Raw genomic sequence first — 24,621 nt, forward strand, 5'->3', positions numbered from 1 at the left:
CCCGAAAAACGCGAAGTTTTCAAGATCGGGTTACCCCGCATAAAAGCGCCTGGGAAGCCAGAGGAACGCGTACGATGGAGAGGCCAAAAAGGGTTGGGACCCAGGAAGTAGCCGATCCTGGGTCCCGCGTGTATCGCCCAATTGCGCACCCCAATACGTTTAAGTTGCAGGCTCAGTTTAAGATCGTCGTGTTTTACTATTAAACTACCGCCCCATGTGAAGATATGGCGGAGCGGGCCAGAATTGCACGGGCATCCGACGATTAGCGGCCTCAACCCTTGACTTGAGGTTCGGCGATGAATACTGAGGCTGGAGTGAGAATCTCATTCTGGGGCGACGCCGACGCTGCCTCTGCCGCTGGGCTACCCCGCCCCGATATGGCGGGTGCAGGATTCGAACCTGCCCTGTGACGTCTGCATCTATCAATATGAACTTCAGTCTCAGTCTGTACTCCGCCTCCCAGTCTAATGCAAGGGGCGCGAAAATGCAAGCCTTCATTTCAATCGTGTGAGCGAAGCTAGCCGCTGCGAAGCGGCGTTCACGATTGCCTTTTCATGAGTAAATAAGACGAATCAGGCGAAGAGGTAGTTAAAGACCTTCTCGCCGAGTTTCTGCTCGCTGACCTCGATGCTGTTAGCCTCTTCACGCGCGAATTTGACTGCCTCCTGGAGCTTTTCGACGCGGGCAAGCAGTTCGTTGACGCGCCGGGCAGGTAGCGACCCAGAGAACTTGACGGTGCGCCAGTAGCCCACGATGATGTCCTCATAGTAGACCTCGACCTGCGCGGGATGCTTCTCCGTGGCCTCGGCTTTGACGTGGTTGCGTGGCACCTTCTTGGTCCTGGTGGTCTGAACTGGTTCGGTCGCCCAGTTGTCGGCGGAGGCATCAAAGTTCCAGCTCTCGGAGGCGTCCAGAACGGGCAGTTTTTTGACAAAGGTATGCAGGTCCACCAATTGCTTCTCCAGGAAGAGCAGGTAGGTCGCGGGAACCTGCGCGAGGAGGACCTGGCCATCAACAACGACATCTGCCTTGGCAACGCAGTTAGCCCAGTCTTTGGTCGCGGTGACGTCGAAGAGCTTGGTGAGCGTTTCGATGGTTTTGCGGATGATGTCCTCGGCCTTGACTTGCACACGGGTCGACTCCGGTGGAAGCTGTTCACCCTCCTCATCCTTAGGACGGTAGGTTCTGGAGATGCCAGAGAGCAGGGTTGGCTTCTGGAGTGCGTGGTGTGCCTCCGTCAACTCCTGAAAGGTGCGACTTTTCGTGCCTTTTTCAACGGCGATAATTTGATTAAGTTTCGCTGCCATGCGTTTGTTTCCCCTTTTAATCTATTGCTGAGTCTGATGCTTCTTAGTATATAGCTATCTGTCAATAAAGAAGGGGCGCTGAGGAGCGCCTTCGCGCCTGCGGTGCTCAGGGGGGTAGGGGTATCTAGTGATGGACTGGCCTCGCCAGTCCATCACTAGATACCCCTACCACGATGGTGTTTTTATCCTATGGTGTTGAGGTGTTCTGGAGGGTTTCTTGTTCGCGGCGGATAAGGGCGCGCACGAGGCGTAGCTCTTCGTAGCTATAGGCGTCGCCCAGTAGTTCTTTGGCGGGCTTGAGGACCTCCATGCCGACCTGCTGGTAGATGTTGACGATGTCTTCGTAGTGTCCGGCTTGAATGAGGGGCGAGACGTCGACCTCTTCGCCTGCCTCGATCAGGGCCGATAGGTGGTTGATGATCGTGCTGGTAGAGATGCCGCGCTGCTGGGCGATCTCTTCGATGCCATATCCCTGGCGGTAGAGCTCCAGGGAGGCGCGGTGGCTATCCAGGGCGTTGCGCTTGCGGACGACGGGCGCTTCTTCCCTGGCGGGCTTGGGCTCCTCGACGATCTCCAGGCCCACCTCCATGTTATGTTGATCGCAGTAATCCTCAATGGCGCGTGTGAAGGGCGAGAAGAAAGCTTCCAGCTTGCGGTCGCCTACCCCAGGGATGGCGGCGAACTGTTTCTGTGTTTGTGGACGCTGCTGAGCCATGACTTGCAGGCTGTTATCGGAGAAGATGATATAGGGGGCGATGTTGTACTCGTCGGCCAGGCGCTTACGCAGCTCGCGCAGGTGATGGTAGAGGCCCCACTCTTCGGGCTTGAGTTCGACCTGGGGCGCGTTGCGTTTGCTGCCCTGGCGCTGTTCGCTGGCTATAGCGGGTATCTCGACCGTGCGCTGGCGGCGCAGGATCTCGGCGGAGAGCCTGTTGAGCTTGAGCACGGGATAGCCATCCTGGGTCTCACTAATGAGTTCCTGTTGCAGGAGTGCGCGTCCCAGGCGCGTCCATTCGTCGGCGCTCAGGTCCCTACCGATGCCATAGGTGGTGAGCTGGTCGTGGCCCATCTCGCGAATTTTCTTGGTGTTCGCGCCACGCAGGATCTCAATGATATAGCGCATGCCGTAACGCTGCTGGGTGCGGGAGACGCAAGAGAGGAACTTCTGTGCGTCGATGGTGCGATCCTCTAGAGTGACCGGGCGCAGGCAGTTATCGCAGTTGCCGCAGTTCTCCTCGGTAAAATTCTCGCCAAAATAGGCCAGCAGGGCCTTGCGGCGGCAGTCGGTACTCTCGCTATAGGTGATGACCTGCTGAATCTGCTGGCGGGCCTTCAAAAGCTCGTGCTCATCCTCTTTCTGGGCAAGGATAAATTCGTACTTCATTCGGTCGCCATGCTGGTAGAAGAGGATGCAGCGTGCCTCCAGGCCATCGCGTCCGGCACGCCCTGACTCCTGGTAGTAGCCCTCCAGGCTCTTGGGCATATCGTAGTGAATGACGGCGCGCACATCCGGCTTGGCGATGCCCATGCCAAAGGCGATGGTCGCCACCAGCACGGGGACATCGTCGTGGATAAAGCTATCCTGGTTGCGCGTGCGCTCATCGGTGCTCAGGCCCGCGTGATAGGGGAGGGCACGAATGCCGTGGTGTTGCAGCGAATCAGCGATGGTATCGACGTTTTTGCGGCTCTGGCAGTAGATAATCACTGGTGCGTCGGACTGCTCACGCAGAAACTGGACCAGTTCGCTATAAGTATTTTGATGCTTCTGGCGCACCTCGTAGTAGAGGTTGGGGCGGTTATAGCTGGCGACCTCCACATAAGGATCGTTCAGTTTGAGCTGTGTGAGAATATCCTCTTGTACACGCTCGGTCGCGGTTGCGGTCAGGGCCATTGCCGGGACATGGGGATAGCGTACACGTAAACGCCCCAACTGACGATACTCCGGGCGGAAGTCATGTCCCCACTCGCTAACACAGTGAGCCTCGTCGACGGCGATCAGGCCCAGGCCGACGCGCTCCTGCACTTCGTCGAGGAAGATCAGAAAGGTCTGGGTCAGGAGGCGCTCGGGCGCGACATAGACGAGTTTGAGCTTGCCCTGAAGGATCTCGCGCTCGCGCTGTGAGCGTTCGCTCGCGCTCAAGGCGCTATTGAGGAAGGTCGCAGGAATACCATTGGTCTTCAGGCGGTCGACCTGGTCCTGCATGAGCGCGATCAGGGGCGAGATAATGATACTGACTCCATTGAGTAAGAGTCCCGAGAGTTGATAGATGAGGGATTTGCCCGCGCCTGTTGGCATCAAGGCGAAGGCGTCTCGCCCTGAGAGCGCCTGCTCAATCACCTCGCGCTGCCCGGGGAGGAACGCCTCGTAGCCAAAATAATGCTTTAAATGTTGCTCTAAATCCTGCACACTTCACCAGCCCTTCTAAAAGACACATTCACCTGATGATAGCAGATCGAACTACTCTTTTACAACTAGGGTGCTAATTTTAGCTATGTACATTACACAAAAGTCCCCTGCTCTTAAACCTTGACCTGGGGAGTGCCAAACTCTTGCAGGAGTGGTTGAAGACGAGCGCAGAGCGTAGTGTCCCATTGCTCTATTTCAGCGATCAGGCACATTGTCGCTGCCGCGAGAGCCCGACGTAACTCTTGCTCATCGAGTGAGCGCACCAGCGTATCTGCGAACGGCTTGGTGACGACTGCGGGAAGCTTATCAATGCCGCGTCCGTGGGCCGCGCTCTCTCCCAGGCGAATGCACGCAAGGGCAAGCGCGTGATTACGAATCTCACTGATCCAGTATGCAGCCTGCCAGGGTTTGCGGCGCTCAATGCGCCCCCTGTGACTCGCGGGTCACCTGCGCCATTTCCACGACGTAATTACGTACGTGGTCGCGTTGCTTCTCAGTGAACATAGTGATTTCCCGCCTTTTAACCTTCGGATATTACCATACTTGCATAAGTGTATATAACAGGTAGGCATGAGGAGACGATTGTATTCGATCTGGTCAAATCTGGAGAGTTGTGCTATGCTTACCTATAGGACAGTTCTAGTTGCATCTTCCTTGAGAGCGTGGTGAGAACACGCCTGCGCCCTGGCGCCAGGCCGCTCAAAACCATTCTTCTTAAGTGGAGTATACCCGGCAGGAACCGAAGAGGTCAAGGGTAGATGCACTAGGGAATTTTTCGTCCTCACGGATTATATCCTGTCGCGGCAGATCCAGCATGGACGCGTATGCGTCTACGAGTAAGCGCAGGCTTGCCTGGGGCTGGTGAGGCGGCGGTAGAAAATTCTTTGAGGAAAGTGGAGCTTATGGATAGTTCTCTTCACAGTGCTAGTCTCACAGCAGATGAGCTGAAGCAGCATTCCGCAGCCATTGAGGAGGCGGAGGTTGAGAGCGCGGAAGAAGAGCATCACATCCACCTGCCCAATCCAAGCCTGTGGCCACTCATTCTGAGTGCAGCGATTCTTGTCACAGTCGCTGGATTGCTGGGCCTTCCTGATAGTGCCTTGCTCACCTATATCGGCGCACCATTTATCATCGTCGGTATCATGGGCTGGGCCCTGGAAGATCCTATGGCGGCACCCAAGGAGCGCTACAAGGTCTTCAATCCCAACGCTCGTTTCCAGCTTGGCCAGGAAGTCCTGGACAAGAACGGGCAGTGGCTTGGCACCGTCAAGGCGCGTTTTGGTCGCTATATTCTGGCCGAACGTGGAGATGTGTTCGCTAAAGTGCTCTATGTGCCTCATGAGGCTGTTGAGGAGATCATCAAAGGAAGCATTGTACGCCTGAATGTCAGCGAGGATACCTTGCTGGATCGAGGTCTCGATGTGGTTCCCGATGATCTATATGACGACGCGGTTGAACCCGTGCTACCGTCCTTAAACGGGACCCCCCTGTTTGGACGTGGGCAGCTCTCTCCTGCGCAGACGGGACACTACAACTATGGCCCGAACTATCCTGGTATCAATACCGATGCCAGTGGTTCGTTCCATCACGAAGAAGTGTCACCCATCCCGCAGAAGTTTGTGGGTGAGCGCCGCAAGGTCGTTTCTCGCGGCAGAAGACCTTTACCTGCCAATGGCTAGGTAACGAGGCCAGGCCCTAAGGGATGTAAGCAGCTCTTGCATCCCTTATTTTTATGGTATTTCTTGTAAAAAAGCGGGTGTTGCCGGTATACGCGAAAAGCATGCCGACAACACCCGCTTTTTTAAAGCGTGGTATGTTTGGGAGATGTCAGATGCCCCGGCGAAAGCACGGGAGCTTGTATCTGGATTCCACCGCAATTCGGCATACCGGCGAAGGCGTGCTGCTTTGGCTTCACGATCCGACACATCAGGGGCAACTGACAAGAGCCCCGTGCTCACCCAATCCTGTCGAATGAGCAACGTCCGCATGGCAAGGTTCCTGGCACCCACCAGATCAGCATGCAGCGTATACTGACAGTTCTGACAGACAAACAACAAGCCTTTGTTGGGTCGATTGGCATCACAGGTATGCCCACACCGGGGGCAGGCTTTGCTCGTGTAGTGGGCATCCACTTTGATGGCCATGCTTTTGTGAAGCAGCGCTTTGTAGGCGATCATGGCATGCAGCTCGGCAAACGACCATTTGGAGTGCGCGGTGTTGGCTTTGCGCTGCTTGCGAGAGGCCTTCTTGCCATGTTTGCGCCTAGTCCTCTCACGGATGTGGGTCAGATCCTCCAAGCCAATCAGACTGCCAGGATGGGTGTGCACAATGCATTTGGAAACGACATGATTGGCGTCTTGCTTTAACCGTCTCTCTCGTCCGCTGATTTGCATGAGTTTGCGCGTGGCGGAACGAGTGCCTTTGTGCTGAAGACGCTTTCTCAGTCGGGCGTAATGATGCGACCTGGCCACCAGGCGTTTGCCCGAATGGAAGGTCGTCTCTCCGGTCGCCGTTGAGGTGACGGCCAGGTAGCGCATCCCAACATCCATTCCCACCACCTGCTTGTGAGTCTCTGGGGTTGGGTCTGCAATCGCTTGCTTCAGGGAGACGAGCACATAGAACTGTTTCCTGGGCTTGTCATACCAGAGCTTGGCCGAGCCAATCTCGGCCCCCTTCTGGATGAGGGCGGTATGCTCGTCATAGCCGGTATAGGGAAGCACGACCCGTCCCGCAAGCGTCAAGATGCTGACCTGTTGCCCTTTCTTGAAGCTATAGTCCTTGCCGTACTGGTAGGTCAGGGTGGGAGACACAAAGGTGGGAGGCTGATCCAACCCTTTGTAGCGCTTCCTGGTCTTTCCAGCCAGCCGGGCCTGCGCATTCTGCTTGACCTTCGTCCAGAGGGCCTTGTAGGTGGCTCCTACCTGGCGAGGAACGGAACAGGTCATTTGGGAGGGCAGATGAAAACGAGTGCGGATCTCATCATAGGTTCCCTCTTGCAAGCGAACAGCATTGCTTATCTTGCCATGCTCGAAAGCATAGCGACTCACGGAATTGAGCGCATCGCGATAGGCAAGCTGGGTCGCGCGCAAGAGCTGAAACTGCGCTGGTGTCGTATGAAGCTTGAGTTTTGCTGTCATCACCGTTTTCATAGCTGAAGTATAGCAGAATAGTCAGGCGCATGTCAAGGAAGTAAAAACAGATGGAGCATGCATGCAAGCATGCTCCCTGCCTCCCTCCTCACAAAAGGAATGCCACAGGTTTGGTGATGGTTTCAATGGTGTTGGAGCGGAGCTTATGGACGTGGTAAAATAGAGGTGCCTCTAGCTGCGATGCTTAGGAGGGCCGACTTCCCCCTCGTGGGGAAGCCGGACTTTTTTATTTTGATGAGGGTTAGTATTCGTAGAAGCCGCGCCCGCTCTTGCGGCCAAGCATACCGGAGTTGACCATGCGGCGCAGGAGGGGGGATGGCGCGTAGAGCGGCTCTTTAAATTCTTCATAGAGCGCCTCAGCGGCCCAGAGTGTGGTATCGAGACCCACATAGTCGAGTAGGGTCAGCGGACCCATAGGATAGCCACAACCCAGCTTCATAGCCGTATCGATATCCTCTTTGCTTGCCAGCCCATTCTCGTACATGCGGATGGCGGCGAGGAGGTAGGGGATGAGCAGGAAGTTGACGATAAAGCCTGCCGTATCTTTGGCCACGACCGGTGTCTTGCCCAGCGACTTGGCGAAGGCGCGCACCGTCTCAACGGTCTCGTCGGAGGTAGAAATTGTGCGCACGATCTCGACGAGCTTCATGACGGGTGCGGGATTAAAGAAGTGCAGGCCACAGACCTTGTCGGCGCGCTTGGTGACGGCGCCCATCTGCGTGATGTTGAGCGAGGAGGTGTTGCTGAGGATCAGGGCCTCGGGCTTGAGGGCGTTATCGAGGGCTGGGAAGAGGCGGAGCTTCTCCTCCATATTCTCGATGACCGCCTCGATGACGAGATCGCAGTCGGCCAGGTCTTTGGTATCGAGGGTGCCGCGCAGGTGATTCTTATAGTCGCGAGCTTGCTCCTCGTTGATCTTGCCCTTTTGAAGCATCATATCCCAGGCACCCTGGATACGTGCCATACCTTTATCGAGAAAGTCCTGCGCGACCTCGCGCACGATTGTTTCATAGCCAGCCTGGGCGCACGTCTGCGCGATCCCGCTCCCCATAAGGCCACACCCAATGACACCTACTTTACGAATCTCCATCGAATCTTCCTTTCAAAATAAAAGCGTAGGTTCTGAAAACGAGCAGGATAATCCTCTCGCCACCGTGTACTAATGTATCACAAAACTGGCTTGCGAGGCGAATGCGCCCTGCAGCCTAGCCCCCTTCACTGGGTGCCGTGCCGTGTCCCCTTTAAAGGGTTACGGCGCCGATTTAAATTAATCAACCCCATCGCGCGAATCTGCTCCAAAAGTCGGTAGGGACCAGCTTTAGCGCGTCCAAAGGCGATTAATCGCATGCAGGCGCAGCCCCAAACGTTAGGATTGGCATTATCATGAGATGAACGCAATCTCTTCGGAGAACCGGCTTGCGCCGCACTGCCATGAATGGCGTTCGGACGCGCTAAAGCTGGTCCCTACCGGGCTGGAGAGCCTCTTCAGCGTCAGATGGCTCTGCTGTGGAGGCGGGTATCCCGAAGAATGCGAAATATTTGGTAACCAGTTTTGTTCTTCCCAGCAAAGACAGGGTTAAAGCGACTTCAGTTGGGGGACCTAAAATAAGCGTTAAGTAGGTCTGGATAGTGAAAATAATGCTAAATATTGGCGAGTGGCTATTTTCTATCTTGTCAGGGAGAGATATGAGATTTGATAGAAAGAAAAGCCACGTTATAAGTGGGAGGAATAGCGCGGCTACATATATAAAACCACTTGTATCTTCCCCTTTTTTCTGGGCCTCGTGCATAGATTTTCCTATAGTAAGCGTACGGAAAGCCATAGCTATTACCAGCAATATTGCATAAGCGCTCGCTATATAACATAGCAGTGTAAGCTGATGGAAGAGGGTAAATACGAGCGTCAGTATGGTGCTCAGGATAAAGGGCGGAAGGAGGGCGCGAAGCAGGGACATCTTGAGAGACATGGACGTTTACCTCATACCGTATTTGCAGGTGTTGTTCGCTGATAGTATACTCTACTTTGTGCCTGGCGGATAGCTGTGATATGAGTGGATAAAAGGAGACTAAAAGAGACTGTAGGGTCCATGCTAGCATGGACCCTACAATTTGTTTGGTTTTTTTCTTAGCCTTCGATAAAGCTTTGGATCTCCTGGGCGGGGACGGGATCGACGCCAAAGATGATGGTGTAGTGGTTGAGGTTGGGGAGGTCGCGATAGGCGCAGTTGGCGATAGTGTGATGGATGCGTTTAGCATCCTCCTGGGAGAGCAGCTGGTCGCTCTCGCTGAAGAGGCCCTGCCCGGCACGTAATAAGAGGGTTGGCGCCTGCACCTGTTCCCACTGGGCCTCGGGTTGGGCCTGGGGATAGTTCAGGCCCTCCTCCAGGATGCCGTGGGCAAAGGCCTTAGAGATGACGGAGCCATCCTGCTCAATACGTACATCGTGCTCGAAATAGAGATCGATGTACTGGTTCCAGTAGGGAGCGAGGTAGGGGGCCTGCTTGAGACGGGCCAGGTAATCCTGGTAGGAGGGAAGGGTAACGCCCAGGCGTGAAATGGCGGCGGTAAGCCAGGTGGGCATATCATCCTGCCCGCTCCAGGGCAGGGGAGCGCCCGCGTCGATAAGCACAAGCTTGCTCAGCTTATCGGGGTAATGGGCTGCGAAGTAGAGGGCGATGAGTGCGCCCAGCGAGTGCCCAATGATGATGGGCTGCTCAAGCTGAAGGGCGTCGATGAACGCCGCGAGGTCCCGCGCGTGAATAGGGACGCTATAGCCAGTAGAAGGTTTGTCGCTGTCGCCACGTCCGCGCAGATCATAGGCGATCACGCGATGATTGGAGGCGAAGGCATCGGCGAAGGCTTGAAAGCAGTAGGCATTGGCGGTCAGGCCGTGGAGGCAGATGATAGGCGTCCCCTCCTTGCCCCATTCGACATAGTGAAGCGTGATCTCGTCGCATGCGACCAGGCCGTTTTTGAGTGGTTCAATTGGCATACCCTGCCTCCTGTTCTTGCTGCTGAAATATCTGCCAGCGCTCGATTGTTGAGCGAATAAGGGTCTTCCCCTCTTCGATGCGCTGGGGAACGGACCGCCACTGTGTGTGTCCATTGCGGCCAAGGGCGCCTGGACGCAGGACATCCTGAATAATACGCGTATAAGGCTCAAGCTCTGGTGGGAAGAGCATAGCGTGATGCGTGTCTTCCAGGTAGAAGTAGTGCCCCTGGTGATGAAACCACTGGCGAATATCGTCCTGCTGCTTAACGACCTGTACGTGCATATCTTGTGAGAGGTCGTAAACGATCTCGCCAAAGGGGAAGCAGTGCAGGTGGGCATGGAAGACCGTTTGACGGAAGATGCCGTGTTCCCAGTAGATGATGGGGGCATAGAAGCGCTCGAAGAAGCGTTTGACCTCGTCCTTCAGTGTGAAAAGCTCCTCATCCAACGCGGCGGGCACGTCGCCATAGCAGCGATAGTGCTCTTTCGGTATGATGAGCAGGTGGCCCTCGACAAGGGGGGCGTGATCGGTAACGATACGAAAGTTTTGCGATTCCTTCAGAATATATGGCGCGATAGCCGCGCTATGACAGAAGGTGCAGCTCTTCTCATCAGCTTGCGTGATGCTGCTCCCTTGTTGCATGCAGGGGCTCCTTATAAGATAACAGCTATTATAATTTCATTGCTCTTAAGCGCTAATTATTCCATATTGCCTTGCACTGTGCAAGAGTTCTGTTGAATGGGCATGTGGCAGGGGCGAATGTCCCTGCCACATGCCCATTCAACAGACACTTTATCCTGCGTGGCGGAAGCCGGCCTCGGCCATGCTGAGGGGCTGGCCCTCGACGATCAAGCCAACGTCGACTACCTCCGCCAGGACGAGAATGGAGTCCCCGGCGTCCATGCTATTGCGCACCTCGCAGCCAACCCAGCCCAGGGCGTCGTGCAGGACCACGTAGCCATCGGGGCGTAGCTCATGGCTGATGCCCTGGAGCTTATCGGGATACTTAAAACCAGACTTGCCGAGTGTCCCGGCAAGCTCACGCTGCCCCGTGCGTAGCACATTGATGGCGAACTTCTGGCTGCGCTGGATCATGGGTAGGGACTTGGCATCTTTCTCGATAGAAACGGCGACGAGTGGTGGCTCGAACGAGACCTGGGAGAGCCAGTTGGCCGTAAAGGCATTGACCTCGTCCCCCTCGGCGCAGGATACCGCGTAGAGTCCGTACGTAAACAGGCGCAACACCTGTTTCTTGATCGCAGGGTCCATGAGTGCATCCTTTCTCTAAGCGAACGTGATGTATTTCTTTTATTGTATGTTATCACGCAGAGCGTTGCCAGAAAGGATGTACTGACCAACTCTACATGGTGTCAATGGCGTTCTGGGCCTCTTGTAAACTGACACCATACAAACTGCGATAGAGCTGAATGGCTTTCAACCTTTGGCCTGCCAGTAAGGCCTGGCGAATAGCAACAAGCTCTGGCCGTTCCTGTGATGGACTGTTTGTTGGAAGACCAACCTCCGGTGTGTGTGGAGTTGGGTCGCTGCGTAGTTCCTGCAGTATGTTGCGCAGGAGCTGTGTTTGTTCCATATGGGCATGAGAACTCGTCAGGGTGAGCAGCAACTGCTGCATGAGGTTTTCGATCCGGTTCATTCTGGCTTGCAGTGAGGTGAGCCGCCTGGCAACATCTCGATCTTCCATTAGCGTTGTATCCTTTCCTGCCCTTAGATGGGTTTAGAAAGTATTCATAACAATCTCTACTAATGACAGGGTAACAGAAAATCGAGTCCCTGACTGTGAGCTAGTTCTCTTTTGTATGCACCTTTTTAGCCCCAGTGCTTGAGCGCGCGACGCTGAGCACGATTGAGCTGGATGAAGCCAAAGTGAGAGGGGGAGGCTGGTGGGTTATGTTGTGTGTTTGTGATGATTGGCGGCTGTGGAGGAGACACCTTACTCGCGCTCTGCTTGTTTGGGAAGGCTGTAGAAGTGTGATGTATCGTATTGGCGTGTATGTCTGTGAGCGAAGTCAAAGCATCAGGTGCGGTGCTGAAAGGTTCCGGAGTCGTATCCGCAGCAGGAGAAGTGTGAGCGTTGGCTTTTTTGCCTATGGTGACGTGGTGCTCCAGGAGTTCAGGCAGGAGCGGGACGATAGAGGGCGCGAGAGCGTAGTGGCCATACGAGGGTGAGGTCAGCATATAGCTACTGGTCATAGAGTGCAGTAACTGGCGGACATTTACGGGACTCATGGCGAGGGTCGAGGTGATCTGCGCGGGGGTAAGTGGTGTTGCCTGTTCGTGGAAGAGGCGTAGAATGGTGAGGCGCTCAGGCGAGAGGGCCTTGGGCGCGTTGAGGGTCTCGATGGCGAAGGTATCTTCCGGCTCAGCGAGTTGGAATTGCATGGCATCAACTGGGCAGTAGAGCAGGTGCGAGGCGGGTTTGAGCAGTGTTCCGAGGACATCGAGGCGATAATAGGATGGTGTCTTTAAGCGCTTGAGATGTAGATGGTGATCCACGTGGGCCACCAGGGGCGAGGAGGATGTGCAGGTATGTAGGAGTAGAATACCGATCTGCAGACGCTCAGCCAGGCGACGCAGGATGCCCAGTAGCTCGCGATCGTTGCCCTTGAAGAGCGTACGGAGGGCCGCCAGGTTATCGATGACGAGCAGGCGAGCATCCATATGCACGGAGAGCCAGGTCTCCAGGTCCTGAAGCCCCTCGCGTTCGGTCAGGGGCGACCAGGTATTGGTCAGGTGACAGCGTTCGCTGGGTGATTGGCCAGAATGGCTCGCGCTATAGCGCTCATGGAGCTGAACGAGGCCTGTAGTAGGCGTATCCAGGGCGAGGTAGAGGACGGAGTGCTGGCGTGTATGAAATTGCTCAGACTGGCCAAAGGCGTGGGTGCCGTGCGCCACATGCTGCATGAGCTGATAGGCCAGAGAGGTCTTCCCCGAGCGTGGCGCTCCTGTGAGCAGCGTCAGACCAGGCGCCAACAGATTCTCAATTGGCCAGGGATACTTTGGCTGATAGGGCTGAAAGGTAATAAAGTCTTTGCATGAGGTAATCGGCATCCTGGGGCGAGCAAAGAGAATTTAACAGTTGACCAAAAGCGAAGAAAATGTATTGAGAGGGTATCAAGGAGCAGACAAAGCTTTTTCCTTGACAAAGAAGAATAAGTGTTCTATAATAAAAAGGGCATGAGATAGTTTAGTGTAGAATAAGTGGAGTGAACACATGATTCGTGCGCATAAAATACGCCTGCATCCAACCAAAGAACAACACGTCTACTTGGCGAAAGCAGCAGGGGTTGCACGATTCGTGTGGAATTGGGCGCTGGCCGAATGGAATCGGCAGTATGAGGCGGGGGAGAAACCGACCGCCTTGAAACTCAAGAAGCACTTCAATGAAATCCGGCGTGAGCAATTCCCTTGGACCTGGGAGGTCACCAAGAACGCCTCGGATCAGCCGTTCCTGGACCTGGGAAAAGCCTTTACAGCCTTTTTTGAAGGCAAAGCCTGTCACCCGAAGTTGAAAAGCAAGAAGCGCAGTAAACCCAGCTTCTATCTCGCCAACGATCAGTTTGAACTTGGGGATCATCGCATGTGGGTTCCCAAGCTCGGATGGGTGAATATGGCCGAGAATCTCCGCTTTGCTGGCAAGGTCACCAGTGCTCGGATCACCAAAACCGCGGACTGGTGGTTTGTCTCGATCCAGGTGGAGATGCCTGATGAGATCCCGGTGAAGAAATCGGCGGCGGTGGGCATCGATGTGGGGCTCAACCACCTGGCGACCTTGAGTACGGGAGAGGGAGTCGAGAACCAAGCCTTCCTCAAAACGGCTCTGGGGAAACTGCGCCGGGCGAACAAGCGCCTGCATCGCCGCAAACCAGGATCAAACAACCGGGAGCAAGCCCGCAGGCAGGTCGCACGCCTGCACTACCGCATTGCCTGTCTACGCGAAGATGCGCTCCAGAAACTGACCACCCGACTGGCGGACAGTTATGGGATCGTGGGAGTGGAAACCTTGAACCTCAAGGGACTCCTCAAGAACCGACGCCTGGCTCGCTCCTTCTCTGATGCCTCGCTGGGCGCGCTCAGGCGTCTGCTGGAGGCCAAGGTCGCGCAACGCGGGGGACAGATGATCAAGGTGGGCCGCTTCTTTCCTGGAAGTCAAAACCTGTCACTGCTGCGGGTGGACATGGGAAGACATGACGCTCAAAGACCGGGTGTTTACTTGTCAGAATCCCTCATGTCCGTACTCTCAATTTCCGCAAGATCGGGATCACAATGCCGCTCAGAATGTGCTGTGGGAAGCCCTACGCTTGATCGGGCTCATAGATCAAGTCGCCACCGGTACTGGCTCGGACGATGGCGTAAACTTGGCTGTGGACGCGGGGTAAGACCAAAAAGACCAACCGGTCTTGAGGCACCTACGAGTGAAGCAGCAACAACGAAAGATCTGGAAGGCGATGCTTGCATACGTTTTCCTACATTAATCGGAGCAGGATAGTAGCGCTCTGTTCTCGGATGTCATTCTGCATAGAAAGAATCTCCTTCTTGTGAAGCCGATATTTACGCAGTAATAGACAGAGAGACGCGTATATATGTGGAAGAAATTATGAATTCGTACGGTGCTTATATAGTGTATGCCACATTGAGGGTTTTGTAAAGCAATAGAAGAAATATTCAATACATTGGATGAAAAGGAGCGGGGCCCAGCCTCGCTCCTTTTCATCCAATGGCTTATGCTTTGGCTTCGACGAGTGCGCGCTGGTAGGCGATCTCCAGGGCATCGGCCTGGGCCACTGGCACGTCAGGTTGCACACCGACGCCTTCCCAGTTGGTTTTGCTGGTTGGATTGATGGCGCGCATATTGGGGATGAAGGCCTCGAAGTGGCTAGAGATAGGATAGCGCAGGCCCGCGTGCGCCCCTCCGCCCGTGGTCTCACCAATCACAGTGGCACGCTTCAACTGTTACAGGTTATAGGTAAACTCTTCCGCCCCGGAGAAGGTGCGCTGGCTCGTCAGGATATAGAGGGGGCGGTCCAGGTAGCGCTTGCCTGGAACATAGGAGAGGGCCCAGGACTGCCGTAGCAGGTCTTTTCTGCGATCATACAGCCCATTGAGCTGGATGTTTTCGGAGGCGAAGGCATCGAAGAAATAGCTACAGAGGAACTGGACCATCAACGAATCGCCCCCGCCATTGGTGCGTAGGTCAATGATCATGGCGCGTGTATACGCGAGGAAGGTCAGCGCGGCATTCATGCTCTCGCCCGCGAAGTGGGGATGCACAAATTTATTGAATTGTAGATAGCCAATGTTACCATCTAGAATCTCGACCTTCTTTAAGCCATAGTTCTCTTTACTCTTCTGGCGGATGCGCTCAATCTCCTCCAGCGTATAGTCTTCATGCTCGTCGATGTGCTGGGGAACTCCCTCCGCCTGGTAGAAGAGACATAGATGCTTATCATGCGTGACCTCGCGCAGATGTGCCGTGATCGTCTGCGCGAAGAGCTCGCCATCGCGCATATCCGCATAGGCCCCCGTGGCGAGATTCTGGCGGAGCGCGGCCGCAACCTCTGACACCACATCAGGGAAGACATATATCTCTCCCATCTGCTTCAGCAGCTCCTCAATAATTGCCTGAGGCGAAAAAGTCTGTTGTGTTGTATCAATGCTCTGCATAGATTCCATCCTTTATTGATCTACTCACATAAATATTGTCTTCTTTGCATAGGATAAGGTAAACTGATATGCTGGTCGCCCTTGTCTACTCAATTCAGCAATTCCAGGAGGAGGGGAGCGCGCCAGTGCCACCGGAGCGCCTCCTCAAGTTGCTGCGTGCGGCAGGCGATATGACGCGCCTGCAAATCCTGCAATTGCTCAGCCAGCGCCCACGCTCCACGCGAGAGCTTGCAGGCATCTTGAATCTGACCGAGGCCGGTATCTCAAAACACCTGAAGCTCTTGCAGGACGCGGGCTTTGTGCGCCCGGAACGTTCCAGCTACTACGTGCTCTACCAGAGCCAACGCGAACCGCTCGCCGAGATCACGCGTGGCCTGGATAGGTTGCTCTAAGCATCTAACTGTGCTTTGCCAGAGGCGATGGCGTAGCCGGGGGCACCAATGGCATAGCTCCAGGTAATATGTTTCATGGAGCAGGCGGGCCGGTTGACGGTGCTGCTCTTGAGAGGTTGCCAGCCATAATTACCAGTCTCTTCGGAGCCGGAGCCGGGTCCGTTGGTGCAGGAAACGCCGAAGAGGTATTGCAAGTGTACCTGCGTTGGGGCATCGACAGTGATAGAATTGTCCATGACATGAGCTGTAAGCTGGCGATCCTGGGGAACCTGGGAAGCGACATGAATGTGCAATGTTGGCCAGTGTCCCTCAAGGGGGCTTTTCATGGGCTGATACCACTGATCCTTGTTAGGTTCGAGAAACCTTATTGCGCTCGTCAAGGTAATGGAACCACTCCACTGCAAGACGAAGTATTTTTGCGTGCTCAGTGTTTGCGTTGGTGAAATCTGCAAAGGCTGCCCAAAGTTTGCTGGACAGCTATGACCTGTAAGTGGAAGTTCAAAGGCGGGTTTTAAATCTTCTTGCATATCAATACCAGTCGCATATCCACAGGGATTGATGCCGAAGGGCGAGGCTACCCATTGTACCTTTGAAGTGTGATTGGTAAGCGTGATGTTGACCTCAAGCATTTCGCCGATAAAGTAGGGGCCTGGGGTGATACCGAGCGTCATCTCGAAGCCGCCAGCCTGGACAGATGTGGTGCCGGGTGCTCTGACCGGGCCAATTGCTGGGCCGCTCACAATTATTTTTTGCGGGACGAAGAGCAAGAGCGCTGATGTAATGATCACACCTACCACTAAGATAGCGACGAGGCTGCTGACTAATCGCACGAGGCGCTGGCGGCGCGTGGCTGGTGTGCGTAAAACAGGCGCCATGAGGATCTGGCCTGGCTCATATTCCCTGGCGGGAAGGGCATCAGGCGATACTTGCAGTAGGCGCTCGCGTACGCGTTGGGTGATCTGTTCCTGTTCGGCAGGGGTGAGGTTGAGGGACGTGTGGGGATCTTGCTGGAGCAGGCCTACAAGGTCGTTCCCCTCTTCTTCTGGCAGGATGTCCTCAAATGGCTTCATGGTTGTCTCCTTTCTCCTGGCGTTCATAGAGCATGCGTAACTGCTTGAGGGTGCGTGCCAGCATCTTGCGTACCGTCCCATCAGGTTTCTGTAAGCGGGCTGCGATATCAACCAAGCGCATGCTTTCTTGATAGCGTAGATGAATGAGTTGTTGCTGGAGGGGAGAGAGTTGCGCGATAGCCTCGCGCAGGAGGACATGGCGCTCCTGGCGTAGGAAGCGCTGTTCGGGTGTTGGTTCCTCGTCCCGGTTGTCCCGCGTCTCCTCCAGGGGGACAATCGTCAGGGCGGTGTGGTGGCGATAGTGATCGATAGCTTTGTTGCGCGCGACGCGGTAGAGCCAGGCACGCTGCTGCTCATCGGTGAGGCGCGCGAAGGCTTGGCTTGTCAGGGCCGCGGCAAAGACGTCAAAAAGTACATCCTCAACATCCTGGCGGCTCGTTATAAGCCGGGCCAGGTAGGGCAGGAGCGCGGAGATATGGCGATCATAGAGCGCGATATGTATCGCGTCCTGTTCTTCAGTGGCATGGCCCTGGTGCATGGTGTGCCCCTTTCGTTCGTTTGAGATCTCATAGAGCATATCGGATGAGGCACCAAAACGTGGCACAGAAAGCGCCCTTTTAGGAAAGGAAATCTCCCTGGGTTCGCTACTTGATTATGCAAAAAGAAACTTCTTCAGGAAAAATATCGGGTTTGAGCCAGAGTGTTCGCTCCCGTGTATTGAAGAGTTTGCCTTTTACTTCTATTTCGCGTGCGATGGAATGTAGCCATGCATCTAGCTCTTCTGTCTGCTCCTGGGTCAATGATTCGCGTGGGAGCACGCTTGCGCCGGGGCCGTCCATACTTATTTCCCTCCCTGGTTCATCAGTATATTGATGTCTTTGCGGTAGAATACTGTTGGCTAGTATACATGAGCTAATGGGGGGACAGTATATGGGAATTGTGGCTTGACGGCGTCACTTGTAGGGTTCATGCTGGCAAGAACTCTAATGCAACCCCTGTGAGATGTCTGCCTTATGGATTGCATCTCACGGGGGCGCGATTTTAAGTCCATGCTAGCATGGACCCTACAGGGCGGCGAGCACCTCCTGGGAGGAGATGACGCTGGCCTGGCGGGGAAATACCTTCTGGGTCAGGACGCGATGGACCTCTTCGTCGCCATCGGCGCAGCAGTCTTCGACGACGACCAGTTCATAGTCCATGTCAGCAGCCCAGCGCACGGTCGAGAGAACGACGCCGCTTGTGGCAACACCCAGCAAGATCAGGCGTGTGACGCCCAGCGAGCGCAGGATGACTTCGAGGTCTGTAGTGCTAAACGCGCCTACCCGCCGCTTGGTGACGACGCTCTCGCCGGAGAGGGGCGCAACTCGCTCATGAATCTCCGCGCCAGGGGTTCCCTCAAGTAGGCGGCCCGTCTGGCGAATAGCCGAGAAGCCGCGATTGCGTGGGCTGGCTTCTGGATAGCCCTCGCGGAAGCGGACAACCACGTGGATAATGGGGAGATGGGCCTCGCGTGCCGCTTGCAGTACGCCTGTGGCCCGGTCAAGGAGGGGGGCCTTCCTCTCGCCCAGGTTGGCCAGGATGTCATTCTGATAGTCCATGATCAGGAGGGCGGTTTTTTCATCTTTTAGCGTTATGTTTGTCATGTTTTTCTCTTTCTATTTTAGTCTGCGTCTGCTGTGGCGTGAATCTTGGCTTCTGCCTCTTCCTGGCTTACTTCGACCGGGCGAGCGAGCCGTTGCTTGCCGCGCAGCACGGAGGCGAGGGCCGCGACCAGGCACATGGCGGCTGACAGGTAGAAGACGCTGTGCAGGCCAACCGCAAAGGGCGATGAAATCAGGTTGGGGAAGAAGGAATGGCCCAGCAGGTTGGCCTTATCGGCGGCAGGCAGGGCGTTGAGTACCTTCCCCGGCACCAGTTGTGCCATAGGGTTATAGCCCAGGAAGGCCGCGAAGAGCGCTGACGTTGGTGGCAGGTGCGCGATTCGGTCCGCCACGCTCGCTGGAACACCCGCCGCTGTCAGGCCGCGTAGTAGCGTCGTCGGCAGGGAGGAGGCCAGGCCCAGTATAATCAGGCTGAAGAAGATGCCGATGCTCACAATCGAGCCTGAGTTCTGGAAGGTCGAGCGCATGCCAGAGGCGACTCCGCGCTGCTCGCGTGGTACGCTGCCCATGATGGACGACGTATTGGGCGAAGAGAACATTCCCTGCCCGATGCCCAACATAAACAGGATCAGGGCGAACCAGATGTAGTCAAAGTTCAGTGGTAGAATGGTCAGCAGGAAGAAGCCCAGGGCTTGAATGAGCATGCCCAATGTCGAGAAGGGGCGTGCGCCAAAGCGATCCGAGAGCCAGCCGCTTAACGGCCCCATCAAGAGAAAGCCGATCATCAGCGGGATCATATAGATGCCAGCCCAGAGGGGCGCGACCTCGTAGTCGTAGCCATGCAGCGGCAGCCAGATACCTTGCAGCCAGATGATAAGCATGAATTGCAAACCACCACGCGCGATACTGGCCAGGAAGCTGCTCGCGTTTCCCGCCGCGAACATGCGAATCTTAAAGAGGTCCAGGCGGAACATAGGATCGGGGACACGCAACTCGATCCAGACAAAGGCCGCGAGCAGGAGCACGCCCAGGACGAGCGCGCCCAGCACCAGGGGATTGCCCCAGCCCGTTGGCGAGCCACCGTAGGGCTCGATGCCATAGGTAATACCGATTAAGAGGACCGTCGCCCCAACCGCAAAAGTGATATTTCCCAACCAGTCGATGCGCTGGCGTTTGCGGGGCGTCACGGTCTCACGGAGCATGGTATAGGCCCAGATCGTACCAACAATACCAACAGGCACGCTCACCAGGAAGACCAGGCGCCAGTCAAAATATGACAGGATACCGCCCAGAATTAGCCCGATGACTGAGCCGAGAATGGCGGCAATCTGGTTGATGCCCAGGGCAAAGCCGCGCTGGTGCTCGGGAAAGGCATCGGTAATGATCGCCGCGCTATTGGAGAGGAGAAAGCCACCGCCAATGCCCTGCACGAAGCGGAAGAGAATCAGTTCTAATGCCCCGGCATTCCCCGTACCTGGAGTCAGCCAGAGCAAGATGCTGCCAATCGTAAAGATAAGAAAACCCAGGTTATAGAACCTGACACGCCCAAACATATCAGAGATGCGCCCGAACGTGACCAGGAGCGTGGCTGTCACGACCATATAGCCCATCAGCATCCAGAGGAAGTAGCCAGTCTCCCCAGGTGCCAGGGGATCAATATGAATACCTTTAAAGATGACCGGGAGTGAGATCAGGACAATGCTGGAGTCGATTGTCGCCATGAGCACGCCCAGGGTCGTATTTGTTAACGCAATCCATTTATAGCGTGGCGAAACGGGCCTGTTTCTACGTGGAACCCGCTTCTCCTCCTGCCTCGCAATGCTTTGTGCCACCATGCCTTTCGCTTTCTAGAAGGGTTGTCGCTGACAGCGCCTATCATTGATAAAGTTGTATCTTGCCTTGACGAGAATATCATTCTAGTCAAGAGGTGCTATAATTGTGTTCACAGACAGATTAGAGAAAAAGGAGATTTTGTGATGGATGATAGTTTTGAGCGTAGCGTGATGACCGAGTCCAGGCGGCAGAGTATTCTTGGTGCTGCGCTTACTCTCTTTCTGGCAAAAGGTCTCACTGAGACAACGATGGAGGATATTCGCCATCGCTCAGGAGCCAGCATGGGGAGCATCTACCATCACTTTGAGAATAAAGATATACTGGCGCGCGCTCTGTACCTGGAGGGACGCACATCCCTTCACGAAGCCTTCTTTGCCGCCATTGCCACCAGTGATCCGCACCAGGGCATTATGGGCCTGGTTTATGCTTATCTGCGATGGTTTGAGCAACATCCTGATTTAGGACAGTATGTTATGGAGGCGAGCGATACTGAGCACCTGGATGTGTACGTCAAAGTGCTACGCCAGAAGATCAAGGTCATGCTTCCAGAGGAGAACTTTCCCGCGCAATTCTTCCAATAGCTTGCTCCCTTTATTGAAGCGGGCGCAATCAAGCGCCTCCCTCAGCAGGTTTACTTCCCGCTCGTCATCGGCCCCAGCCGTGATTTCACGCGCCGCTGGCTCAGGGAGCGCGTCGCCAGCGAAATGCAGGAGGCGCGTGAACCCCTGGCTGAGGCTGCCTGGGTCTCCCTCTCGGCCAGGTAGATCAGAATCTTCCTCTTTCTCTCTCTTAGATCTCAGAAAACTGGAGATTTGTACGACATTGCAAAATTAAACCATTAAGGTTTATCTGGTGGGAGAAGCGACGGAAGATTGAGTATCTTAGCGAGTAGCGCTCGGAATGAAGGCGTTGTATAACGTGTATCGTGAGGCGCGATTGTCAGAAACTGGCACCCCATCGCATTGAGATCCATATGCTGGATCAATGTATTGGCGCGCAAAAAATCTAAATGGTATGCTAAACCAAAATCAGCAGGACAGGAAAATATCGCGCCCGACGGAATCTTTTTCAGAGTATGAGCAGCATCGTAAAGATTTTGTATTTGTGTCGCATCGTGGATAACCATGTTGAGAGGCGCTAAATGATGACCTGGTATTGGTAACGGGTTAGTGCGGACGATATGCAAAACATTTGGGCTTGTTGCCTCTCCAGCCTGCCATGTTCCTTCGCACCCGGTAAGCAACGAAACGATGAGGCCAGCAAGGAGATAAACTCTGGTAAAAGTAGATTTCATCGTCGTTTCCCTCAAAATCTTTCTTGCTTGCAAGCCATACGCTATCTGCAAGAGAATATAGTAGAAGCACGCTACTGTGACTGATTTCTCTACAGGAGAATACGTCATATGATGAAGAATCATTCCATATCTTCTTGACATATGTTTCCACGAGGGCATATACTTTGCATATTGTACACCCCTCCCCAAGGGGTAAGGGTATAGATGCCTTTTAGCAAGAAATGAGAGTGTGATCTATGGCGATAGCGAAAGAGACAACCTTATCTATTCCGGCGATGAGTTGCAATCACTGTGTGCAGACCATCACGAAGACCTTGAGCGATCTAGTTGGTGTCGAAAGTGTGAACGTCGACCTGCCAACAAAGACGGTATACCTGGCCTATGACGCTGAGACCTTATCGTTGGCGGAGGCTGAGGCGAAGCTGTCCGAGGCGGGCTATCCCGTCCAGAAGCAGTCCTTTGCCAATCGCGGCAAAGCCTTACCACTGAAGTAGAGTCCATGCTGGCATGGACTGCGAGCGAAGCGACTGACCTCGTGTGGGGATATCGGCCTTCAGTCTATGCCAGCATGGCCCTACAACGCTAATTTGTATGGTGAAAGTGGGGGAGAGATATGTCAATTCTAACAATACCTGGCCAGGCGTTGCTGACCGCCGTGGGAATGGCCTGGCAGGTCTTATGGAGCCTGCCTGATGCTGGGCTTTCTGGTCTCGGGTATGATAGACCTATGTGAGCCGTGCAGGTATGAGTAAGGTCTTGGGCACGCAGGCATGAGAGAGATCGCGCTGGCGGCAGGCTTTGGCGCCACAAGTTCATCCTGCTCGTATGCCGCCATTGCCGCCGCCAAAAGCATGTTTAAGCGTGGCGCACACCTGATCCCGGCCCTGGCCTTTATGTTTGCCTCCACTTTCCCACATCGACGCGAGGCTCACATCCCGAGTTTGCCTGTTACCTGGCAGGTCATTACGAGGCGGGAATGAAGCAAGAGGTAAGCGTCACTGCTTAAAAAAGCCACATTTTTCCAGCATAGACGCCACGTTCACGGCGTGCCGATTATGCTCATTTGATGAGTAATTACGGCAAAGAAGCACTTCCTTGCCCTCCTGCATAGGTGGGCAACGGGAATTGGTGCCTGTCAACGTGGTGCCTCTGGGTTAGGACGAGAAGCGAAAGGACTTTACCATGCGCTCAAAGTAATCGTGGGACGTTTTTGCGTAGCTGCTGGTGGCGTCCTGGTAGATGATGAAATAGAGTTCTGCTTTGTTGGTGCTGATGGTGTGATTGATGCCGAGTACCGTTTCTTTGACCGTGAGGGTTGAGCCGTCGCTCTGCTTGACTTGCTTCTCCATTGACCCCTGGTACCAGCGTTCGCCATTGAGGGTGATGGTGCTCAGGCTGGAGGCTTGCAGGGGGTGCTGTGAAGAGCCAAGAAAGAATTTAAGCATGAGATCGCGTGAGGATACGGTATTGTCTGGGCGTGCGGCATACAAGACGTGGAGTGAGGCTGCTGGGCCCTCAACGCTCGTGAAGAGCGTCCCCTGGAGCATTTCGAGTTGGGGTGAGCTGGCCCCGAGGTAGAGGTCCTTGGTTGAGATATTCCAGTTGTTCATATAGTCAATAGAAAAGAGCTGGGTACGCTGGTTTTTCCAGACTGGTGGCGCGCTGACTGCGTTGCTGGCCTCGAAGCAGGCGCTCAGTACGACGAGGAGCGCCAGAAATGAGGCGACAAGGCCAGAAACTCGCGCCAGGCGCGTGATTGCAGTGCTCATCAAAATAGCCTCCTTGCTATCTTTTGACCAGTGTTACTTTTCCGTGAGCGGCCCTGGGCGCGGGGGCGCGCAGGATGCTCTGACAACGAGCGAGGTTGAAAGTTCGACATGGTTGGATTCAAGCTGCTGCCCGGCGATGAGGCGTAGCAGCATAGTAGCCGCCATCTTACCCATCTCGGCCAGCGGCTGGCGAATGGTCGTCAGGGGCGGAGACATCTGGGCGCTATACGTCACGTCATCGAAACCGATCACACTCATGGCATCGGGGATGTGAATGTTGCGCTGGTAGAGGGCCTGGTAGACTCCTGCGGCCTGTGCGTCATTCCCCGCGAAGATTGCCGTGGGTGGCTCTGGCTGATCGAGCAGGGCATATGTCTGCTGTATGCCGTCGCCCAGCAGATAGTTGCCCTCGCAGATCAGGGCGGGATCAATCGGGATGCCCGCGCGCTCAAGCGCCTCGCGGTACCCGGCCAGGCGTGCGCGCGAGGTGGTGAGATGGAGTGGACCCGTAATGATACCGATGCGGCTATGACCCAGAGAAATAAGATATTCGGTCGCGGTATAGCCTCCCAGCCAGATCGTGGACCCGATGGTGGGGAAGGCCGTGGTAGGCTCGTTGCGATCCCCGATGGAGACAAAGGGAATACCCTGTTCCATCAGCGCGTTAGCGATGCCGAGCCGTTCGTAGGGTAGGAGCAATAAGACGCCATCAGTGGAGCGGTCAAGCAGGCGTCGCAACCATAAAAGCTCGGTATCTTCGTTCTCATGGGTTGCGAAGATCACAAGCCTATGCCCACTCTCCTCCAGCACATCTTGCACACCATGCATGATGCCAAGGTCATAGCCGCCTTCCAGGCGCATAATTACCAGGTCGATCAGTCCACTCTGCCCCTTGCGAAGATGGCGAGCCGCGTGATTCTGAATATAGTCATGTTGTTCGATGAGCTGCTGTATACGTGCTCGGGTCTGCGCGCCTACGCCGGGAAGCTGGTTGAGCACTTTGGAAACTGTGGTTGTCGAGACTCCCGCCTCCTTTGCGATTTGCGCCATGGTTGAACGTTTAATCTGTCGCTGCTCCATTACACATGCCTTCCCGTCGATTTAGGTAAACGATAACCTTGATT

At 55.0% G+C, this 24,621-nt stretch carries 26 protein-coding genes and 1 pseudogene; 7 read left to right on the forward strand and 20 right to left on the reverse strand.

Annotation, left to right across the window (positions count from 1 at the left end; genetic code table 11):
• Nucleotides 1-74 precede the first annotated feature (74 nt).
• On the forward strand, nucleotides 75-203 hold the full coding sequence (locus KTE_RS48985; protein ID WP_255552955.1) for a hypothetical protein: 129 nt from the start codon (nucleotides 75-77) through the stop codon (nucleotides 201-203).
• Between the two features lie 369 nt (nucleotides 204-572).
• Here the strand turns inward: KTE_RS48985 and KTE_RS27860 are convergent, their stop codons facing one another.
• Nucleotides 573-1,307 (reverse strand): hypothetical protein, encoded by a 735-nt coding sequence (locus tag KTE_RS27860; protein ID WP_201386781.1) that lies wholly within the window; start codon nucleotides 1,305-1,307, stop codon nucleotides 573-575.
• Between the two features lie 187 nt (nucleotides 1,308-1,494).
• Nucleotides 1,495-3,714: a DNA helicase RecQ gene (recQ, locus tag KTE_RS27865; RefSeq protein WP_201386783.1), complete on the reverse strand. Its 2,220-nt coding sequence runs from the start codon at nucleotides 3,712-3,714 to the stop codon at nucleotides 1,495-1,497.
• Nucleotides 3,715-4,616: 902 nt separating this feature from the next.
• On the opposite strand from recQ, the gene KTE_RS27870 reads away from it, so the two are divergent.
• The gene (locus tag KTE_RS27870; RefSeq protein ID WP_201386785.1) at nucleotides 4,617-5,393 is read left to right on the forward strand and encodes a hypothetical protein; all 777 of its coding nucleotides are present in this window, start codon (nucleotides 4,617-4,619) and stop codon (nucleotides 5,391-5,393) included.
• A 51-nt stretch (nucleotides 5,394-5,444) separates the two neighbouring features.
• Here KTE_RS27870 and KTE_RS27875 read toward each other — a convergent pair whose 3' ends face one another.
• The 8 genes from KTE_RS27875 to KTE_RS27910 all read right to left on the reverse strand — a co-directional run bounded on the left by KTE_RS27875 (nucleotide 5,445) and on the right by KTE_RS27910 (nucleotide 12,925).
• Nucleotides 5,445-6,863 (reverse strand): transposase, encoded by a 1,419-nt coding sequence (locus tag KTE_RS27875; protein WP_236600619.1) that lies wholly within the window; start codon nucleotides 6,861-6,863, stop codon nucleotides 5,445-5,447.
• Nucleotides 6,864-7,104: 241 nt separating this feature from the next.
• On the reverse strand, nucleotides 7,105-7,953 hold the full coding sequence (locus tag KTE_RS27880; RefSeq protein WP_201386787.1) for a 3-hydroxyacyl-CoA dehydrogenase family protein: 849 nt from the start codon (nucleotides 7,951-7,953) through the stop codon (nucleotides 7,105-7,107).
• A 361-nt stretch (nucleotides 7,954-8,314) separates the two neighbouring features.
• Nucleotides 8,315-8,653, reverse strand: a complete 339-nt coding sequence (locus KTE_RS27885; RefSeq protein ID WP_201386789.1) for a hypothetical protein — start codon at nucleotides 8,651-8,653, stop codon at nucleotides 8,315-8,317.
• A 335-nt stretch (nucleotides 8,654-8,988) separates the two neighbouring features.
• Nucleotides 8,989-9,855, reverse strand: coding sequence for an alpha/beta fold hydrolase (locus KTE_RS27890; RefSeq protein ID WP_201386791.1), 867 nt, complete (start codon nucleotides 9,853-9,855; stop codon nucleotides 8,989-8,991).
• Nucleotides 9,845-10,498 (reverse strand): HIT family protein, encoded by a 654-nt coding sequence (locus tag KTE_RS27895; RefSeq protein WP_201386793.1) that lies wholly within the window; start codon nucleotides 10,496-10,498, stop codon nucleotides 9,845-9,847. The genes KTE_RS27890 and KTE_RS27895 overlap by 11 nt, the downstream gene beginning before the upstream one ends.
• 150 nt (nucleotides 10,499-10,648) lie before the next feature.
• Nucleotides 10,649-11,125 (reverse strand): flavin reductase family protein, encoded by a 477-nt coding sequence (locus KTE_RS27900; protein WP_201386794.1) that lies wholly within the window; start codon nucleotides 11,123-11,125, stop codon nucleotides 10,649-10,651.
• A gap of 91 nt (nucleotides 11,126-11,216) precedes the next feature.
• A complete protein-coding gene (locus tag KTE_RS27905) occupies nucleotides 11,217-11,558 on the reverse strand; it encodes a hypothetical protein (protein ID WP_201386795.1) in 342 nt (113 codons plus the stop codon).
• A gap of 125 nt (nucleotides 11,559-11,683) precedes the next feature.
• Nucleotides 11,684-12,925 carry an AAA family ATPase gene (locus KTE_RS27910; RefSeq protein WP_201386796.1) on the reverse strand — a complete coding sequence of 414 codons (1,242 nt, stop codon included), beginning with the start codon at nucleotides 12,923-12,925 and terminating at the stop codon, nucleotides 11,684-11,686.
• Between the two features lie 163 nt (nucleotides 12,926-13,088).
• Between KTE_RS27910 and KTE_RS27915 the strand changes: the two are divergent.
• Nucleotides 13,089-14,253: pseudogene (locus KTE_RS27915) on the forward strand (RNA-guided endonuclease InsQ/TnpB family protein).
• A 343-nt stretch (nucleotides 14,254-14,596) separates the two neighbouring features.
• On the opposite strand, the gene KTE_RS49325 reads toward KTE_RS27915, so the two are convergent.
• Both KTE_RS49325 and KTE_RS27925 read right to left on the reverse strand, forming a co-directional pair.
• On the reverse strand, nucleotides 14,597-14,809 hold the full coding sequence (locus KTE_RS49325) for a hypothetical protein (RefSeq protein ID WP_201386798.1): 213 nt from the start codon (nucleotides 14,807-14,809) through the stop codon (nucleotides 14,597-14,599).
• Nucleotides 14,810-14,827: 18 nt separating this feature from the next.
• On the reverse strand, nucleotides 14,828-15,538 hold the full coding sequence (locus tag KTE_RS27925) for a S41 family peptidase (protein ID WP_201386799.1): 711 nt from the start codon (nucleotides 15,536-15,538) through the stop codon (nucleotides 14,828-14,830).
• A gap of 68 nt (nucleotides 15,539-15,606) precedes the next feature.
• On the opposite strand from KTE_RS27925, the gene KTE_RS27930 reads away from it, so the two are divergent.
• Nucleotides 15,607-15,930 carry a helix-turn-helix transcriptional regulator gene (locus tag KTE_RS27930; RefSeq protein WP_201386800.1) on the forward strand — a complete coding sequence of 108 codons (324 nt, stop codon included), beginning with the start codon at nucleotides 15,607-15,609 and terminating at the stop codon, nucleotides 15,928-15,930.
• On the opposite strand, the gene KTE_RS27935 is transcribed toward KTE_RS27930, so the two are convergent.
• The 5 genes from KTE_RS27935 to KTE_RS27955 form a co-directional block, all read right to left on the reverse strand.
• Nucleotides 15,927-17,000 (reverse strand): hypothetical protein, encoded by a 1,074-nt coding sequence (locus KTE_RS27935; RefSeq protein ID WP_201386802.1) that lies wholly within the window; start codon nucleotides 16,998-17,000, stop codon nucleotides 15,927-15,929. The genes KTE_RS27930 and KTE_RS27935 overlap by 4 nt on opposite strands.
• Nucleotides 16,987-17,604: an RNA polymerase sigma factor gene (locus tag KTE_RS27940; protein ID WP_201386804.1), complete on the reverse strand. Its 618-nt coding sequence runs from the start codon at nucleotides 17,602-17,604 to the stop codon at nucleotides 16,987-16,989. Before KTE_RS27940 ends, KTE_RS27935 begins: the two co-directional genes overlap by 14 nt.
• A gap of 40 nt (nucleotides 17,605-17,644) precedes the next feature.
• Nucleotides 17,645-17,839, reverse strand: coding sequence for a hypothetical protein (locus KTE_RS27945; RefSeq protein WP_201386806.1), 195 nt, complete (start codon nucleotides 17,837-17,839; stop codon nucleotides 17,645-17,647).
• A gap of 225 nt (nucleotides 17,840-18,064) precedes the next feature.
• Nucleotides 18,065-18,643: a cysteine hydrolase family protein gene (locus KTE_RS27950; RefSeq protein WP_201386808.1), complete on the reverse strand. Its 579-nt coding sequence runs from the start codon at nucleotides 18,641-18,643 to the stop codon at nucleotides 18,065-18,067.
• Nucleotides 18,644-18,660: 17 nt separating this feature from the next.
• A complete protein-coding gene (locus KTE_RS27955; RefSeq protein WP_201386810.1) occupies nucleotides 18,661-20,436 on the reverse strand; it encodes an MFS transporter in 1,776 nt (591 codons plus the stop codon).
• Between the two features lie 141 nt (nucleotides 20,437-20,577).
• Here KTE_RS27955 and KTE_RS27960 point away from each other — a divergent pair, with 141 nt between their 5' ends.
• Nucleotides 20,578-21,015 (forward strand): TetR/AcrR family transcriptional regulator, encoded by a 438-nt coding sequence (locus tag KTE_RS27960; protein ID WP_201386812.1) that lies wholly within the window; start codon nucleotides 20,578-20,580, stop codon nucleotides 21,013-21,015.
• A gap of 257 nt (nucleotides 21,016-21,272) precedes the next feature.
• Here KTE_RS27960 and KTE_RS27965 read toward each other — a convergent pair whose 3' ends face one another.
• Nucleotides 21,273-21,851 (reverse strand): hypothetical protein, encoded by a 579-nt coding sequence (locus KTE_RS27965; protein ID WP_201386814.1) that lies wholly within the window; start codon nucleotides 21,849-21,851, stop codon nucleotides 21,273-21,275.
• Between the two features lie 113 nt (nucleotides 21,852-21,964).
• On the opposite strand from KTE_RS27965, the gene KTE_RS27970 reads away from it, so the two are divergent.
• The gene (locus KTE_RS27970; RefSeq protein WP_201386816.1) at nucleotides 21,965-22,222 is read left to right on the forward strand and encodes a heavy-metal-associated domain-containing protein; all 258 of its coding nucleotides are present in this window, start codon (nucleotides 21,965-21,967) and stop codon (nucleotides 22,220-22,222) included.
• Between the two features lie 276 nt (nucleotides 22,223-22,498).
• Complete coding sequence (locus KTE_RS27975) at nucleotides 22,499-22,708, forward strand: permease (RefSeq protein ID WP_201386819.1); 210 nt, start codon at nucleotides 22,499-22,501, stop codon at nucleotides 22,706-22,708.
• Between the two features lie 174 nt (nucleotides 22,709-22,882).
• Here the strand turns inward: KTE_RS27975 and KTE_RS27980 are convergent, their stop codons facing one another.
• Together KTE_RS27980 and KTE_RS27985 are read right to left on the reverse strand one after the other, a co-directional pair.
• Nucleotides 22,883-23,497: a hypothetical protein gene (locus KTE_RS27980; RefSeq protein ID WP_201386821.1), complete on the reverse strand. Its 615-nt coding sequence runs from the start codon at nucleotides 23,495-23,497 to the stop codon at nucleotides 22,883-22,885.
• A gap of 33 nt (nucleotides 23,498-23,530) precedes the next feature.
• Nucleotides 23,531-24,577 carry a LacI family DNA-binding transcriptional regulator gene (locus KTE_RS27985; protein ID WP_201386823.1) on the reverse strand — a complete coding sequence of 349 codons (1,047 nt, stop codon included), beginning with the start codon at nucleotides 24,575-24,577 and terminating at the stop codon, nucleotides 23,531-23,533.
• Nucleotides 24,578-24,621 lie beyond the last annotated feature (44 nt).

Source organism: Ktedonobacter sp. SOSP1-85 (assembly GCF_016587415.1).
Taxonomy (GTDB): domain Bacteria; phylum Chloroflexota; class Ktedonobacteria; order Ktedonobacterales; family Ktedonobacteraceae; genus Ktedonobacter.